Genomic DNA, 16,775 nt, shown 5'->3' on the forward strand with positions numbered 1-16,775 from the left:
GCGTGCGGGAACCACCTGATCCCTTGCCGAACTCAGCAGTGAAACCGCTCAGCGCCGATGGTAGTGTGGGAGTTCCCATGCGAGAGTAGGTCATCGTCAGGCACTTATATCGAAGAAACCCCGAGCCCAAAAGGCTCGGGGTTTTTTCATGTCTGGCCGACAGGCCGCGTATCGGATCGGGGAGTTCCCATGAAGAGTATCGGAACGCCGACCGCCGGAGCCCGGCCCGATCATCGTCAGGTACTTATCCCGGAAAAACCCCGGCCTCATCTGAGATCGGGGTTTTTCCATGTCTGGGCCTGACAAAAACGGACGCCGGTTCCTCGTGGGAGTGCGGGGCGCTCCTGCTCTCGGGCTGCGTCGGGTCGGCCCGGCCCGGGCCTTCGTCGGGGCCGTCGAGGGTGCTGAAGGGGTAGAGGGTGTACGTGTCGGTGAGAGGCGACAGACTGGCCTAGCGCGATGCGTTTCAGGGGTGGCCACGGCGATACTTGGCGGCTAGTCTGGGAGGGTATTGACGCGGAAGCCGACACATCTCAGGAGGAGATATCATGATGACACAGCAGATCCTGCGCAAGATCGCCCTGGCGAGCTTCATTGGCATGACGGCCTTCGGCCTGGCCGCCTGTGAAGAGGAAGGGCCGGCAGAAGAGGCCGGTGAAAACATCGACCAGACCATGGAAGAGACTGGTGAAAGCGTGGATGAAACCATGGATCAGGCCAGTGACTCCGTCGAGGAAGCGGGCGACAGCATCGCCGCTACCGCCGACGACGGCATGGAAGAAGCCGGTGAGGCCGCCGACGCGACGGGCGATGCCATCGAAGGCGCCGCCGACGAGGGCATGGAAGAGGCCGGCGAGGCCGCCGACGCCACGGGCGATGCCGTCGAAGAGGCGGGCGATAGCGTCGAGGACGCCGCCGAGGAGGCCGACTCAAGCTACTGAGTCGAAGTGGCGCGTCTCGTGTGAAGCGTGACATGCAAAAGGCCGGGCATTCGCCCGGCCTTTTGCGTTGTGGCGCGAGTCGGGGCTTGTGCCCGGGAATTTCCGGCGCCGCGGCAGTTCCGCTAGAATGAGCGTTTTTCCCGGCAGGGGCGCATGCATGACCATTGGTGACCTGATCCGCCTGTTGAGCGATGGCGAATTTCATTCCGGCGAACAGCTGGGCGAGCGGCTGGGCGTGTCCCGCGCGGCCGTCTGGAAGCAGCTGCGCAAGCTGGAGTCGCTGGGAATTCCCATGGAGGCGGTGAAAGGGCAGGGCTACCGCCTGGCCGAGCCGCTGGAGCTGCTCGACGGCGCCACCATCGTGGCCGGCCTGTCGCGGGAGGTGCGTCAGCACGTCAGTCGCCTGTTCGTCGAGGAGACGCTGCCCTCGAGCAACCTGTTCCTGCGCGAGCGCTTCGCGCAGGGGGCGGGCCACGGCGAGATCTGTCTGGTGGAGCAGCAGAGTGCCGGTCGTGGGCGCCGTGGGCGCACCTGGGTGACGCCCTGGGGGCGGACCCTGATGTTTTCGATCGGCTGGCGGGTGGAATCCGGGGTGGCCGCTCTCGAAGGGCTCAGCCTGGCCGTCGGTGTCGTGCTGGCCCAGGTGCTGGAGCGCCATGGGGTGCGGCCTCGCCTCAAGTGGCCTAACGACGTGCTGCTGGAGGCGGATTCTGGCGAGCTGGGCAAGCTGGCGGGCATCCTGGTCGAGCTGACGGGGGATGCGACGGGGCCCTGTGAGCTGGTGGTCGGCATGGGGATCAACGTGGATCTGCCGCTGGCGTTCCGGGAAGGGATCGAGCAGCCGGTGGGGGCGGTCCGCGACCAGGCCCCGGGGCTGTCGCGCAACCAGCTGGCCGTGGAGCTGTTCGACGGCCTGATGCCGCTGCTGGCGGAGTTCGAACATCAGGGCTTCGGTGCCTGGCAGGAGGCCTGGAATGCTCGGCATGCCTTCGCCGGGCGTGAGGTGGACATCATCCGCGGCCAGCGCCGCGAGCCGGCGATCGCCGAGGGGGTCGATGCCGCTGGCAACCTCTGGGTGCAAGGGGAGGGCGGTCGCGAGCGTCTCGCCGGGGGCGAGATCAGCGTGCGGGGGCGGTAATGATCCTGGACCTGGATATCGGCAACACCCTGTCCAAGTGGCGGCTGAAGGATGCCGAGAGCAGCGAGATCCGTTCGCGCGGAGCCGTGTGGACGCGCGAGGAATGGCGCCCCGGGGCCGACATCCCCGATCTCGACGTGGTCGAGGCGGTGAGGATCTCCAGCGTGGCGCGCAAGGCGGTGCTGGCCCAGACCGTGGCTCTGCTGCAGCGTCGGGTGCGCAGCGTGCATGTGGCGCGCTCGGAGCCCGAGGCGCTGGGGGTCGCCAACGGCTATCAGGAGCCCGGCAAGCTGGGGGTGGACCGGTGGCTGGGCGTGCTGGCCGGCTATCAGCTGGCGGGCGGCTGCTGCACGGTCGACTGCGGCAGCGCCATCACCGTGGATTTCGTGCTGCCCGGCGGGCAGCATCTGGGCGGCTATATCCTGCCCGGACTCCGGCTGATGAAGGAAAGTCTCAAGCTCGGTACGCGCAACGTGGCGATCGATCCCGACAGCGAGGCCGACGCGCTGCTGGTGCCGGGCGAACGCACGGTGGAGGCCGTCAATCATGGCATCTACATGGCGGCGGTGAGTGCGGTGAACCGGATCTACAGCGAGGTGTGCGACCGCGAGGGGGTGTCGCTGCCGCTGCTGCTGACCGGGGGGGATGCGCGGGTGGTCTCCCGCGGGGTGCAGGTCCCGCATGCCGTCTGGCCGGACATGGTCTACGGCGGGCTGGAGGCCTGCTTTCCGCTCACGGCGGCGGAGCGGGCGGGCCGGATGTCCGGGGCGCCGACGGTGCCGCGTCGGGTGCCGCTGGAAAAGATTCGCGCAGGGCTTGCGTTCTCCATGCTGCTTTGACACAATGCGTCGCGTTCTAGGGAAGCAGGTGAGCCGAGGCCGCCGTGCCATGCTTCAAGAAGATTGGTAAAACAATCACTTGACACCGAGAACGGGAGCGGTAAAATGCTCCGCCAGTTGGAGGGGTTCCCGAGTGGCCAAAGGGAGCAGACTGTAAATCTGCCGCGAAAGCTTCGAAGGTTCGAATCCTTCCCCCTCCACCAGGTTTGGCCGCACTCGTCGAGGCGGGTGGTGGCAGCAAGAGCGGGCAGGCGGGCATAGTTCAATGGTAGAACCTCAGCCTTCCAAGCTGATGATGCGGGTTCGATCCCCGCTGCCCGCTCCAAGCTAAGGTTTTGCTCATGTAGCTCAGGGGTAGAGCACACCCTTGGTAAGGGTGAGGTCGACGGTTCAAATCCGTCCATGAGCTCCAAATTGAAAAGGCGAGCGCGAGCTCGCCTTTTCTCTTTCCCTGGCCGGTGCGAGAGAGGCTGGATCAGGGGTTGTCAGTACGGGCGGCATTCGCTATGATGGCGCCCGCTGTCGCTGAGGCCTCCCGCAAAGGGCGGTCGCGGAAGCAACAGGCCAGTAGCTCAATTGGCAGAGCAGCGGTCTCCAAAACCGCAGGTTGGGGGTTCGATTCCCTCCTGGCCTGCCAGTCTTCCCCAGGCTGGTGAGATTTCTTTTGTCTTTCATGTTTCGATTGCCGCACCTTGAGGAGTCTCGTTTTCATGAAACATAACGCCGAGGTGCAGGAGACGCGCCACGACGGTCTCAAGTGGGCGGTTGTCGTTACCCTGCTGGTTCTTGCCGTGGTCGGCAACACCTATTTTGCCGATCAGGCGCTGCTCTATCGCGTGCTTGGCGTCGTCGCCCTGAGTGTGGTGGCGGCGCTGGTGGCGCTGACCACCACCAAGGGGCGTGAGCTGGTCGAGCTGGCCCGCAGTGCCAAGAAGGAAATTCAGCGCGTCGTCTGGCCCAGCCGTCCCGAGACCGTGCAGACCACCGCCATCGTGCTGGTCGCCGTTCTGGTCGTGGGCCTGGCGCTGTGGCTCATCGACACGCTGCTTGGCTGGGCCATGTCCGGCGTCATTGGTTAGGAGTCTTCATGTCCAAGCGTTGGTACGTCGTTCACGCCTACTCCGGCTTCGAGAAGCATGTCATGCGCTCGCTCATCGAGCGCGTGAAGATGTACGGCATGGAGGATCGCTTCGGCGAGATCCTGGTGCCGACCGAAGAAGTCGTCGAGATGCGTGACGGCAAGCGCCGCAAGAGCGAGCGCAAGTTCTATCCCGGCTATGTGCTGGTCGAGATGGAAATGGATGACGAGACTTGGCACCTGGTCAACGAGACTCCGCGCGTCATGGGGTTCATCGGTGGCACCAAGGAGAAGCCGGCGCCGATCACCCAGCGGGAGGCCGATGCCATCCTCAGCCGGGTCAAGGACGGCACCGACAAGCCGCGCCCCAAGACGATGTTCGAGCCGGGTCAGTCCGTGCGCGTCATCGACGGCCCGTTCGCTGACTTCAACGGCGTTGTCGAGGAAGTCAACTACGACAAGAGCCGTCTGCAGGTCAGCGTGCTGATCTTCGGTCGCGCCACGCCGGTCGAGCTGGAGTTCTCCCAGGTCGAGAAGGAATAAGCGTCCTCTCGCCAAGCAGACTTTCGTGACGGCCGCCGAGAGCGGCCGTCTTAACCGGGGAGCCGCAAGGCGCTATCACCCATCTGGAGTAAATCATGGCCAAGAAAGTACAGGCTTACATCAAGCTGCAGGTTGCAGCCGGTAAGGCCAACCCGAGTCCCCCCGTGGGCCCCGCGCTGGGTCAGCACGGCGTGAACATCATGGAGTTCTGCAAGGCGTTCAACGCCGAGACCCAGAACCTCGAGGCCGGTCTGCCGACGCCCGTCGTCATCACCGTGTACTCCGACCGCAGCTTCACCTTCGTCACCAAGACGCCGCCCGCCGCCGTCCTGCTGAAGAAGGCCGCTGGTATCAAGTCCGGCTCCGGTGAGCCGAACAAGAACAAGGTCGGTACCGTGACCCGCGAGCAGCTCGAAGAGATCGCCCAGGCCAAGGAGCCGGATCTGACCGCTGCCGACCTCGACGCCGCGGTGCGTACCATTGCCGGTAGTGCCCGCAGCATGGGCCTCAACGTGGAGGGCCTCTGATCATGGCTAAGCTCACCAAGCGCGCTCAGCAGATTCGCGAGAAGGTCGACCCGAACAAGGCGTACTCCCTCGAGGAGGCCGTGGCCCTGCTCTCCGAGCTGTCCACCGTCAAGTTCAACGAGTCCGTTGACGTCGCCGTCAACCTGGGCGTCGACCCGCGTAAATCCGACCAGGTCGTGCGTGGCGCCACCGTCATGCCGAACGGCACTGGCAAGGACGTGCGTGTTGCCGTCTTCACCCAGGGTGCCAACGAAGAAGCCGCCAAGGAAGCCGGTGCCGACATCGTCGGCATGGACGACCTGGCCGAGCAGGTCAAGAAAGGTCAGCTCGACTTCGACGTGGTCATCGCCTCGCCGGACGCCATGCGCGTCGTCGGCCAGCTGGGTCAGATCCTCGGTCCGCGCGGCCTGATGCCGAACCCGAAGGTCGGTACCGTGACCCCGGACGTGGCCACCGCCGTCAAGAACGCCAAGGCCGGTCAGGTGCGCTTCCGTACCGACAAGAACGGCATCATCCACGCCACCCTCGGCAAGGCCAGCTTCGAAGCTGACGCTATTCGCGGCAACCTCGAAGCCCTGATCGCCGACCTGAAGAAGCTCAAGCCGAGCACTTCCAAGGGCGTGTATTTCAAGAAGATTTCCCTGTCCACCACCATGGGCCCGGGTCTGACCGTCGATCACGCTGCGTTCGTCTAACGCCGCGATCGACAATCGAGCAAGAACTTTGCGGTCCCCGTGCACGACATCGATGCGAGTCGGCGGGGCATCGTCAAAGACCGCAGGTGCCGCCTCGCTGCCGAGGCGGCTTAATCGTCCCTCGGGGCCGCCTGCGCAGATGGTGTGACCGCCAGATATCTGGTGAGCACCATCACCCAGGACCCCCGGCCGCGGCCTCACGGCCCGGCCGGGGGAGATGGTAACCACCGGAATCCTCTGCGGAGATTCCGGCACGAAGGAGTGATCACCGTGCCACTAGCACTCGAAGGCAAGAAGGCCATTGTTGCCGAGGTCAGTGAAGCGGCCAAGGATGCTCTCTCCGTCGTCGTTGCCGACTCTCGTGGCGTCTCGGTCACCAAGATGACCGAACTGCGCAAGCAGGCCCGCGAGAATGGCGTCCAGATCCGTGTTGTCCGCAACACCCTGGCACGCCGCGCCCTCGAAGGCACTCAGTGGGAGTGCCTGAACGAGTCTTTCGTGGGTCCGACTCTGCTGGCCTTCTCCACCGATCATCCGGGCGCTGCCGCCCGTCTGTTCAAGGAGTTCGGCAAGTCCGAGGAAGACTTCGAAGTCAAGGCGCTGGCATACGAAGGCGAGTTCATCCCGGCGAGCGATCTCGACCGCCTGGCAAGCCTGCCGACCTATGACGAGGCCATCGCGAAGCTGATGTCCGTCATGAAGGAGGCTTCTGCCGGCAAGCTGGTTCGTACTCTCGCCGCGCTGCGTGACCAGAAGGAAGGCGAGGCCGCCTGAACGGCGAACTCGACCTCCTCTCGCGAATCGAATATTGAATCACCGAGTCGTCGGCCTGCCGAGGCTCCCGCAAAGTTAGGAACGTGAAAATGGCACTGACCAAAGAAGACATCATCAACGCCGTCGCCGACATGTCCGTGATGGAAGTCGCCGAGCTGATCGAAGCGATGGAAGAGAAGTTCGGCGTGACCGCCGCCGCTGCTGTCGTCGCTGGCCCGGGTGGCGGTGAAGCCGCTGCTGCCGAAGAACAGACCGAGTTCGACCTCGTCCTGACCGCCGCTGGTGACAAGAAAGTCAACGTCATCAAGGCCGTCCGCGAGATCACCGGTCTGGGCCTGAAGGAAGCCAAGGGTGCCGTCGACGGCGTCCCGGCTACCCTGAAGGAAGCCATGTCCAAGGAAGACGCCGAAGAAGCCAAGACCAAGCTGGAAGAAGCCGGCGCGAGCGTGGAGCTCAAGTAATCCTTGTGCCCATGGCTTCACGCGCTGCGTAAGCTTCCATGGCTGGTGGCGGGACACCCGCTGCCGGCCTTTTTCTGTTGTCGCTAGGCGGTTCGCCCTTCGGGCCTCCGCTAGCCGAATTCCGACGGCGAGCCTCCCTCCGGGGGCTTGCCGTCAGCGCCTGACGGAGCCGCGTCCGTTGGGTGGCGCCGACACGCATCGGTCACCCATGGTGAACAAGCTGGGGAATACAGATGGCTTACTCATACACTGAGAAAAAACGCATCCGCAAGGATTTCGGCAAACTGCCCCAAGTGATGGATGTGCCTTACCTGCTGGCCATCCAGCTTGATTCCTATTACGACTTTCTCCAGCAGGATCGCTCACCCGAAGAGCGCCTCGACCTGGGCCTGCATGCCGCCTTCCGCTCGGTCTTCCCGATCGAGAGCTTCTCCGGCAATGCTGCGCTGGAATACGTCAGCTACCGTTTTGGTACTCCGGCCTTCGATGTCAAGGAATGCCAGCTGCGTGGCGTCACCTATTCGGCTCCCCTGCGCGTTAAAGTCCGCCTGATCATCTATGACAAGGATTCGTCCAACAAGGCGATCAAGGACATCAAGGAGCAGGAAGTCTACATGGGGGAAATCCCCCTGATGACCGAGAACGGTACTTTCGTGGTGAACGGTACCGAGCGCGTCATCGTTTCCCAGCTGCACCGCTCACCGGGCGTGTTCTTCGATCACGACAAGGGCAAGAGCCACTCCTCTGGCAAGCTGTTGTATTCCGCTCGGGTGATTCCCTACCGCGGTTCCTGGCTGGACTTCGAGTTCGATCCCAAGGACAACGTCTTCGTGCGTATCGACCGTCGCCGCAAGCTGCCGGCCACGGTGCTGCTGCGCGCGCTGGGCATGAGCGCCGAGGAGATCCTCGACGAGTTCTTCGACACCAGCACCTTCCACATCGAGAAGCGCGGCTTCTCCGTGGAGCTGGTGCCGTCTCGCCTGCGCGGCGAGACCGCGACCTTCGACATCAAGGATGGTGACGGCAACGTCATCGTCGAGGAAGGTCGTCGCGTCACCCAGAAGCACATCCGCCAGCTGGAGAAGGCCGGCCTCGAGCGTCTCGAGGTGCCGATGGACTACCTGTTCGGCAAGGTGCTGGCCAAGGACCAGATCGATCCCAACACCGGCGAGCTGATCTGCCCCTGCAACACCGCGATCACCCCGGAAGTGCTGGAGTCCGTGGGCCAGGCCGGCCTGACCCGCCTGGAGACCCTGTACACCAACGATCTGGATTGCGGCGCGTTCGTCTCCGACACCCTCAAGCTGGACACCACCGGTTCCCAGCTCGAGGCGCTGGTCGAGATCTACCGCATGATGCGCCCCGGCGAGCCGCCCACCAAGGAAGCCGCCGAGACGCTGTTCAACAACCTGTTCTTCACCGAAGACCGCTACGACCTGTCCGGCGTCGGTCGCATGAAGTTCAACCGTCGTCTGCGCCGCGAGCAGGACGAGGGCGCCGGCGTCCTCGACCAGCGCGACATCCTCGACGTGCTCGGCGAGCTGATCAACATCCGTAACGGCTTCGGCGACGTCGACGACATCGACCACCTGGGCAACCGCCGCATCCGCTGCGTCGGCGAGATGGCCGAGAACCAGTTCCGCGTCGGCCTGGTGCGCGTCGAGCGTGCGGTCAAGGAACGCCTCTCCATGGCGGAGAGCGAAGGCCTGATGCCGCAGGACCTGATCAACGCCAAGCCGGTGGCCGCGGCGGTGAAGGAGTTCTTCGGCTCCTCCCAGCTGTCGCAGTTCATGGACCAGAACAACCCGCTGTCCGAGGTGACGCACAAGCGCCGCGTCTCCGCCCTCGGCCCGGGCGGTCTGACCCGCGAGCGTGCCGGCTTCGAGGTGCGTGACGTTCACGCCACCCACTACGGCCGCCTGTGCCCGATCGAGACCCCCGAGGGTCCGAACATCGGCCTGATCAACTCGCTGGCCACCTACAGCCACACCAACAGCTACGGCTTCCTCGAGACGCCGTACCGCAAGGTCGTGGACGGTCAGGTGACCGACGACGTGGTGCACCTCTCCGCGATCGAGGAGGGCAACTTCGTCATCGCCCAGGCCTCGGCCACCGTGGACGAGGGCGGCAAGCTGGTCGACGACCTGGTGCAGGTCCGCCACCGCGGCGAGACCACCTTCATGCGCCCCGAGCAGGTCACCCTGATGGACGTCTCGCCGCGTCAGGTGGTGTCCGTGGCCGCGGCCCTGATCCCGTTCCTCGAGCACGATGACGCCAACCGCGCCCTGATGGGGGCGAACATGCAGCGTCAGGCCGTGCCGACCCTGCGCGCCGACAAGCCGCTGGTCGGTACCGGCATGGAGAAGTTCGTCGCCCGCGACTCCGGCGTCTGCGCCGTGGCCCGCCGTGGCGGCACCATCGACTCCGTCGATGCCAAGCGCATCGTGGTGCGGGTCAACGAGGACGAGATCATCGGCGGCGAAGCCGGCGTCGATATCTACAACCTGACCAAGTACCTGCGTTCCAACCAGAACACCTGCCAGAACCAGCGTCCGATCGTGCGCCCCGGCGACAGCGTGTCGAGCGGCGACATCCTGGCCGACGGTCCGTCCGTCGACATGGGTGACCTGGCCCTGGGCCAGAACATGCGCATCGCCTTCATGCCGTGGAACGGCTACAACTTCGAGGACTCCATCCTGCTCTCCGAGCGGGCCGTCCAGGAAGACCGTTTCACCACCATCCACATCCAGGAGCTGACCTGCGTCTCCCGCGACACCAAGCTGGGCGCGGAAGAGATCACCTCCGATATCCCGAACGTCGGCGAGTCCGCGCTCGGCAAGCTGGATGAGGCCGGCGTCGTCTACATCGGTGCCGAGGTCGGCGCGGGCGACATCCTGGTCGGCAAGGTCACGCCCAAGGGCGAGACCCAGCTGACTCCGGAGGAGAAGCTGCTGCGTGCGATCTTCGGTGAGAAGGCGTCCGACGTGAAGGACACCTCCCTGCGTGCCCCCACCGGCATGAAGGGCACCGTCATCGACGTCCAGGTGTTCACCCGCGACGGTGTCGAGAAGGACTCCCGTGCGCTCTCCATCGAGCAGCAGCAGCTCGACGAGGTGCGCAAGGATCTCCAGGAGACCTACCGCATCGCCGAGGACGCGACCTTCGAGCGTCTGCAGCGCACCCTGGTCGGTCAGCCGGTCAACGGCGGTCCGAAGCTCAAGAAGGGCGACGTGCTCAGCGACGAGTACCTCGAAGAGCTGCCGCGTCAGCAGTGGTTCAAGCTGCGCATGCAGGACGAGAGCCTCAACGAGCTGCTGGCCCAGGCCGACGAGCAGCTGGAGACCCGTCGCAAGGAGATGGACGAGCGCTTCGAGGACAAGAAGCGCAAGCTCACCCAGGGCGACGACCTCGCGCCGGGCGTGCTCAAGATCGTCAAGGTCTACCTCGCCATCAAGCGTCGCCTGCAGCCGGGCGACAAGATGGCCGGTCGTCACGGTAACAAGGGTGTCATCTCGGCCATCATGCCGATCGAGGACATGCCGTTCGACGACAACGGCGAGCCCATCGACGTGGTGCTGAACCCGCTGGGTGTGCCGTCGCGGATGAACGTCGGCCAGATCCTCGAGACCCACCTGGGCATGGCCGCTCGTGGCCTCGGGGTGAAGATCGAGCACATGCTGCGCGACGCCCGCGACCAGCAGGTCTCGCAGATCCGCGAGTTCCTGGGCAAGGTCTACAATACCGAGTCGAGCACCCGGGTCGAGGACATCGACTCGCTCTCCGACGACGAGGTGATCTCCCTGGCCAAGAACCTCAAGGCGGGTGTGCCCATGGCCACGCCGGTCTTCGACGGTGCTCGCGAGCAGGAGATCAAGCACCTGCTGACCCTGGCCGATCTGCCGGACTCCGGTCAGACGACCCTCTACGACGGGCGTACCGGCGATGCCTTCGATCGCCCGGTCACCGTGGGTTACATGTACATGCTGAAGCTCAACCACCTGGTGGATGACAAGATGCACGCGCGTTCCACCGGCTCCTACTCCCTGGTGACCCAGCAGCCGCTGGGCGGCAAGGCGCAGTTCGGTGGTCAGCGCTTCGGGGAAATGGAGGTCTGGGCCCTGGAAGCCTATGGCGCCGCCTACACCCTTCAGGAAATGCTCACCGTCAAGTCCGATGACGTGGAAGGCCGCACCAAGATGTACAAGAGCATCGTGGATGGCGATCACACCATGCAGGCGGGCATGCCGGAATCCTTCAACGTGCTGGTGAAGGAAATCCGTTCGCTGGGCATCGATATCGAACTGGAGAGCTGAGGCTGCCGCTAGGCGCTTCGCAGTAATGACGGTCCGCGGGGGCGTGCGCGCCCCCGCCCATGACAACTCCGCAACGGAGCCGACCCATGAAAGATTTGGTGAAAGTCCTCAAATCGCAGTCTCAGTCCGACGAGTTCGACGCGATCAAGATCACGCTGGCGTCGCCGGACATGATTCGCAGCTGGTCCTTCGGCGAGGTCAAGAAGCCCGAGACCATCAACTATCGTACCTTCAAGCCGGAACGTGACGGCCTGTTCTGTGCCAAGATCTTCGGCCCGGTGAAGGATTACGAGTGCCTGTGCGGCAAGTACAAGCGGATGAAGCATCGCGGCATCATCTGCGAGAAGTGCGGCGTGGAGGTCACCAAGGCCGCCGTGCGCCGCGAGCGCATGGGTCACATCGAGCTGGCCAGCCCAGTCGCGCACATCTGGTTCCTGAAGTCGCTGCCGTCCCGCATCGGCATGTTCCTGGACATGACTCTGCGCGACATCGAGCGTGTGCTGTACTTCGAGAGCTTCATGGTCGTCGACCCGGGCATGACCACCCTCGAGCGCGGCCAGCTGCTCAACGACGAGCAGTACTTCGAGGCCCTCGAGGAGTTCGGCGACGACTTCGACGCCCGCATGGGTGCCGAGGCCGTCCAGGCCATGCTCAAGGACATCGATCTCGAGGAAGAGATCGAGCGTCTGCGTGAGGAGATCCCGCAGACCAACTCCGAGACCAAGATCAAGAAGCTGTCCAAGCGCCTGAAGCTGCTGGAGGCCTTCCAGGGCTCCGGCAACGATCCGGCGTGGATGGTCATGGAAGTGCTGCCGGTGCTGCCGCCGGACCTGCGTCCGCTGGTGCCGCTGGACGGCGGCCGCTTCGCGACCTCGGATCTCAACGACCTGTACCGTCGCGTGATCAACCGCAACAACCGCCTCAAGCGGCTGCTGGATCTCAACGCGCCGGACATCATCGTGCGCAACGAGAAGCGCATGCTGCAGGAAGCGGTCGACGCCCTGCTCGATAACGGCCGTCGCGGTCGGGCCATTACCGGCTCGAACAAGCGTCCGCTGAAGTCGCTGGCCGACATGATCAAGGGTAAGCAGGGTCGTTTCCGTCAGAACCTGCTGGGCAAGCGCGTCGACTACTCCGGCCGCTCGGTCATCACCGTGGGTCCGACCCTGCGTCTGCACCAGTGCGGCCTGCCGAAGAAGATGGCGCTCGAGCTGTTCAAGCCGTTCATCTACTCCAAGCTGCAGGCCAGCGGCCAGGCGTCCACCATCAAGGCCGCCAAGAAGATGGTCGAGCGCGAGCTGCCGGAAGTGTGGGACATCCTCGCCGATGTCATCCGCGAGCATCCGGTACTGCTCAACCGCGCCCCGACCCTGCACCGTCTCGGCATCCAGGCCTTCGAGCCGCTGCTGATCGAGGGCAAGGCGATCCAGCTGCACCCGCTGGTGTGTGCCGCCTACAACGCCGACTTCGACGGCGACCAGATGGCCGTGCACGTGCCGCTGACGCTGGAGGCGCAGCTCGAGGCCCGAGCGCTGATGATGGCCACCAACAACGTGCTGTCACCGGCCAACGGCGAGCCGATCATCGTGCCGTCCCAGGACGTGGTGCTGGGTCTGTATTACATGACCCGCGAGAAGATCAATGCCAAGGGTGAAGGCATGGTGTTCTCCGACCTCAACGAGGTCGAGCGCGCCTTCGGCACCCAGAGCGTCGACCTGCACGCTCGCGTCAAGGTGCGCCTCGATGAGGTGGCCATCGACGAAGAGACCGGCGAGAAGACCGAGACCCGCAAGATCTACGACACCACCGTGGGTCGCGCGCTGCTGTTCCGCATCCTGCCCGAGGGCGTGTCCTTCGAGCTGATCGATCAGCCGATGAAGAAGAAGGCGATCTCCCAGCTGATCAACGAGGTGTACCGCTGCTCCGGCCTGAAGCCGGCGGTGATCTTCGCCGACCAGCTGATGTACACCGGCTTCCGCATGGCCACCTGGTCCGGCGCCTCCATCGGCGTCAACGACTTCGTCATCCCGGACGCCAAGGCCGAGATCGTCGAAGCCGCCGAGGAAGAGGTCAAGGAAATCGAGGACCAGTTCTCCTCCGGTCTCGTGACCGCGGGCGAGAAGTACAACAAGGTCATCGATATCTGGGCACGGGCCAACGACCAAGTCGCCAAGGCGATGATGACGGGCATCTCCAAGGAGAGCGTGATCGACCGCGAGGGCAACGAGGTCGAGCAGGACTCCTTCAACAGCGTCTTCATCATGGCCGACTCCGGCGCCCGGGGTAGTGCCGCCCAGATCCGCCAGCTGGCGGGCATGCGTGGCCTGATGGCCAAACCGGACGGCTCGATCATCGAGACCCCGATCGTCGCCAACTTCCGTGAAGGTCTGAACGTACTCCAGTACTTCATCTCGACCCACGGCGCGCGTAAGGGTCTGGCGGATACCGCCCTCAAGACGGCCAACTCCGGTTACCTGACCCGTCGCCTGGTCGATGTGGCCCAGGACATGGTCATCACCGAGACCGACTGCGGCACCGAGAACGGCATGACCCTGCACCCGGTCATCGAGGGCGGCGACATCATCGTCTCGCTGGCCCAGCGTGTGCTCGGCCGCGTGGTCGCTCAGGACGTCGTCGATCCCGAGAGCGAGGAAGTGCTGATTCCGCGCGGCACCCTGCTCGACGAGGCGTGGTGCGCCGAGCTCGACACCATGGGCGTCGACGAGATCGTGGTGCGCTCCACGATCAGCTGCGACACCAGCCATGGCGTCTGCTCCTCGTGCTACGGCCGCGACCTGGCGCGCGGCCATCAGGTCAACGTCGGCGAGTCCGTGGGCGTCATCGCCGCCCAGTCGATCGGTGAGCCGGGTACCCAGCTGACCATGCGGACCTTCCACATCGGTGGTGCGGCCTCTCGCGCCTCCGCGGTGGACAGCGTCCAGGTCAAGCACGGCGGCAAGGTGCGCCTGCACAACATCAAGCACGTGGAGCGCGGCGACGGCAAGCTGGTCGTGGTCTCCCGCTCCAGCGCCCTGGCCGTCGCCGACGAGCATGGCCGCGAGCGCGAGTACTACAAGCTGCCCTATGGCGCCGAGCTCTCCGTCAAGGACGGCGATGCCGTCGATGCCGGCCAGACCGTGGCCAAGTGGGATCCGCACACCCACCCGATCGTGGCCGAGGCCGAGGGCAAGGTGCAGTACGCGGACATGGACGAGGGTGTCACCATCCACCGCAGCGTGGACGAGATGACCGGCCTGTCCTCCATCGAGGTGATCGAGTCGGCGGCGCGCCCCATGGCCGGCCGCGACAAGCGCCCGATGATCCTGCTGTCCGACGAGGCCGGCAAGCCGGTGACCCTGGCCAACTCCGACACTCCGGTGCAGTACCTGCTGCCCGGCAACGCGATCGTGACCGTCGACGACGGCTCCAAGATCGGCGTCGGCGAGGTGGTGGCCCGTATTCCGGTGGAAGCCACCGGCAACAAGGACATCACCGGTGGTCTGCCGCGCGTGGCCGACCTGTTCGAGGCGCGCAAGCCGAAAGAACCGGCGATTCTGGCCGAGATCAGCGGCACCATCAGCTTCGGCAAGGAAACCAAGGGCAAGCGTCGTCTGGCGATCACCCCGGAATCCGGTGATCCGTTCGAGATGCTGATCCCGAAATGGCGCCAGATCGCCGTGTTCGAGGGCGAGAACGTCGAGAAGGGCGAGGTCATCTCCGATGGCCCGAGCAACCCGCACGATATCCTGCGTCTGCTCGGCATCGCCGAACTGGCCAAGTACATCGTCGCCGAGGTGCAGGACGTCTACCGTCTGCAGGGCGTGGGCATCAACGACAAGCACATCGAAGTGATCGTGCGTCAGATGCTGCGCAAGGTCGAGATCACCGACGCCGGCGATTCCGACTTCATTCCGGGCGATCAGGTCGAGCTGGTGCGTGTGCTGGAGCAGAACGCGGCACTCGCCGCCACCGACAAGTTCCCGGCCAAGTTCCAGCGCCTGCTGCTGGGCATCACCAAGGCCAGCCTGGCCACCGAGTCGTTCATCTCCGCGGCCTCCTTCCAGGAGACCACGCGGGTGCTGACCGAAGCGGCGGTCACCGGCAAGCGCGACTACCTGCGCGGCCTGAAGGAAAACGTGGTGGTGGGTCGTCTGATCCCGGCCGGTACCGGCCTGACCCATCACGCGGAGCGTCGCCGCAAGCGTGAAGACGCCGAGCGCGTGCTCCAGCCGTCGGCTCACGACGTCGAGCAGGAACTGGGCGCTCAGCTCACCGCGCTCGACTCGGACGACGACGAGATCTGACGTCGATGGCCCCAAGTGCGGCGCTCCTCGGGGCGTCGCGCTTGACGGTGCATGGCGTCAGCCATTAGAATGCGCAGCCTTTAACAGTGGGGCGGGTGCGCCCGCGCCATTGGGAAAGAGGAACGCAAGACAGGAAGCGAACGGCTACTCGCTTCCGCCAAGGCAACCCATTTGGAGCGATAAATGGCTACCATCAATCAGCTCGTGCGCAAGCCGCGCAAGCGTCAGGCCGCCAAGAGCGACGTGCCTGCGCTGCAGGCCTGCCCGCAGAAGCGCGGCGTTTGCACCCGCGTCTACACCACCACCCCGAAGAAGCCGAACTCGGCCCTGCGTAAGGTCTGCCGTGTGCGCCTGACCAACGGCTTCGAGGTGTCTTCCTACATCGGCGGTGAAGGCCACAACCTCCAGGAGCACTCCGTGGTCCTGATTCGTGGCGGTCGAGTGAAGGACCTTCCGGGTGTCCGTTACCACACCGTTCGCGGTGCCCTGGATACCTCCGGCGTCCAGAACCGTAAGCAGGGTCGTTCCAAGTACGGTACCAAGCGTCCGAAGGCCTAAGCCTCCACGCAGCGTTACCGGCTACGGCCACACCAGAACATTGATATTGACACGGTCTGATAAGAGTAAGGTCGAGCGCCCATCCGGTCGTCTCGGGTTTACCTGAAGGACCCTTCGGAAGAGGGCTTATCATGCCTAGAAGAAGAGTTGCGGCCAAGCGCGAGATCCTCCCGGATCCCAAGTTCGGATCCGAGCGCCTGGCGAAGTTCATGAACCACCTGATGATCAGCGGCAAGAAGTCCGTAGCTGAGCGCATCGTCTATGGTGCGCTGGACAGGGTTGCCGATCGTTCCAACGAAGAGCCGCTGGAGATCTTCGACAAGGCGCTGGAAACCATCCAGCCCATGGTCGAGGTGAAGTCTCGCCGCGTCGGCGGTGCGACCTATCAGGTGCCGGTCGAAGTGCGTCCGTCTCGCCGTCAGGCGCTGGCCATGCGTTGGCTGGTGGACGCCGCACGTCGTCGCGGTGAGAAGACCATGGTGCAGCGTCTGGCTGGCGAAATGCTGGATGCCGCCGAAGGCAAGGGTTCGGCCGTCAAGAAGCGTGAAGACGTGCATCGCATGGCAGAGGCCAACAAGGCCTTCTCTCACTACCGCTTCTAAAC

Annotated in this window: 13 protein-coding genes, 4 tRNA genes and 1 rRNA gene; all 18 read left to right on the forward strand. The window is 64.5% G+C overall.

The features are described 5' to 3' along the window. Window positions 1-102, forward strand: a 5S ribosomal RNA gene (gene rrf, locus ACGTNF_RS15095); the annotation flags it as partial. 446 nt (window positions 103-548) lie between these two features. Then, window positions 549-941, forward strand: a complete 393-nt coding sequence (locus tag ACGTNF_RS15100) for a hypothetical protein (protein WP_394602378.1) — start codon at window positions 549-551, stop codon at window positions 939-941. A gap of 157 nt (window positions 942-1,098) precedes the next feature. After that, window positions 1,099-2,079, forward strand: a complete 981-nt coding sequence (locus ACGTNF_RS15105) for a biotin--[acetyl-CoA-carboxylase] ligase (protein ID WP_394602379.1) — start codon at window positions 1,099-1,101, stop codon at window positions 2,077-2,079. Continuing rightward, window positions 2,079-2,918 carry a type III pantothenate kinase gene (locus ACGTNF_RS15110; RefSeq protein WP_394602380.1) on the forward strand — a complete coding sequence of 280 codons (840 nt, stop codon included), beginning with the start codon at window positions 2,079-2,081 and terminating at the stop codon, window positions 2,916-2,918. The genes ACGTNF_RS15105 and ACGTNF_RS15110 overlap by 1 nt, the downstream gene beginning before the upstream one ends. A gap of 119 nt (window positions 2,919-3,037) precedes the next feature. Continuing rightward, window positions 3,038-3,121, forward strand: a tRNA-Tyr gene (locus ACGTNF_RS15115). Window positions 3,122-3,169: 48 nt separating this feature from the next. Continuing rightward, window positions 3,170-3,243 (forward strand) — tRNA-Gly (locus tag ACGTNF_RS15120). A 12-nt stretch (window positions 3,244-3,255) separates the two neighbouring features. Continuing rightward, window positions 3,256-3,330 (forward strand) — tRNA-Thr (locus ACGTNF_RS15125). A gap of 149 nt (window positions 3,331-3,479) precedes the next feature. Further along, a tRNA-Trp gene (locus tag ACGTNF_RS15130) sits at window positions 3,480-3,555 on the forward strand. Window positions 3,556-3,628: 73 nt separating this feature from the next. Next, the gene (secE, locus tag ACGTNF_RS15135; protein WP_016856432.1) at window positions 3,629-3,997 is read left to right on the forward strand and encodes a preprotein translocase subunit SecE; all 369 of its coding nucleotides are present in this window, start codon (window positions 3,629-3,631) and stop codon (window positions 3,995-3,997) included. 8 nt (window positions 3,998-4,005) lie between these two features. After that, complete coding sequence (nusG, locus tag ACGTNF_RS15140; protein ID WP_016856431.1) at window positions 4,006-4,539, forward strand: transcription termination/antitermination protein NusG; 534 nt, start codon at window positions 4,006-4,008, stop codon at window positions 4,537-4,539. A 95-nt stretch (window positions 4,540-4,634) separates the two neighbouring features. After that, entirely contained in the window at window positions 4,635-5,066 is a 432-nt protein-coding gene (rplK, locus tag ACGTNF_RS15145; RefSeq protein ID WP_016856430.1) for a 50S ribosomal protein L11, read from the forward strand. A 2-nt stretch (window positions 5,067-5,068) separates the two neighbouring features. Continuing rightward, the gene (gene rplA / locus ACGTNF_RS15150; protein WP_394602381.1) at window positions 5,069-5,761 is read left to right on the forward strand and encodes a 50S ribosomal protein L1; all 693 of its coding nucleotides are present in this window, start codon (window positions 5,069-5,071) and stop codon (window positions 5,759-5,761) included. A gap of 270 nt (window positions 5,762-6,031) precedes the next feature. Beyond that, window positions 6,032-6,535, forward strand: coding sequence for a 50S ribosomal protein L10 (gene rplJ, locus ACGTNF_RS15155; protein ID WP_016856428.1), 504 nt, complete (start codon window positions 6,032-6,034; stop codon window positions 6,533-6,535). 89 nt (window positions 6,536-6,624) lie between these two features. Continuing rightward, window positions 6,625-6,996, forward strand: a complete 372-nt coding sequence (rplL, locus tag ACGTNF_RS15160) for a 50S ribosomal protein L7/L12 (protein WP_394602382.1) — start codon at window positions 6,625-6,627, stop codon at window positions 6,994-6,996. A gap of 233 nt (window positions 6,997-7,229) precedes the next feature. Then, window positions 7,230-11,309: a DNA-directed RNA polymerase subunit beta gene (gene rpoB / locus ACGTNF_RS15165; RefSeq protein ID WP_394602383.1), complete on the forward strand. Its 4,080-nt coding sequence runs from the start codon at window positions 7,230-7,232 to the stop codon at window positions 11,307-11,309. An 86-nt stretch (window positions 11,310-11,395) separates the two neighbouring features. Beyond that, window positions 11,396-15,613, forward strand: coding sequence for a DNA-directed RNA polymerase subunit beta' (gene rpoC, locus ACGTNF_RS15170; RefSeq protein WP_394602384.1), 4,218 nt, complete (start codon window positions 11,396-11,398; stop codon window positions 15,611-15,613). Window positions 15,614-15,796: 183 nt separating this feature from the next. Beyond that, window positions 15,797-16,171 (forward strand): 30S ribosomal protein S12, encoded by a 375-nt coding sequence (gene rpsL, locus ACGTNF_RS15175; protein ID WP_016856424.1) that lies wholly within the window; start codon window positions 15,797-15,799, stop codon window positions 16,169-16,171. A gap of 131 nt (window positions 16,172-16,302) precedes the next feature. Beyond that, window positions 16,303-16,773: a 30S ribosomal protein S7 gene (rpsG, locus tag ACGTNF_RS15180; protein ID WP_016856423.1), complete on the forward strand. Its 471-nt coding sequence runs from the start codon at window positions 16,303-16,305 to the stop codon at window positions 16,771-16,773. The last annotated feature ends 2 nt before the right edge of the window (window positions 16,774-16,775 follow it).

The sequence above is a fragment of the Halomonas sp. B23F22_10 genome (assembly GCF_043496975.1).
GTDB lineage: Bacteria > Pseudomonadota > Gammaproteobacteria > Pseudomonadales > Halomonadaceae > Halomonas > Halomonas smyrnensis.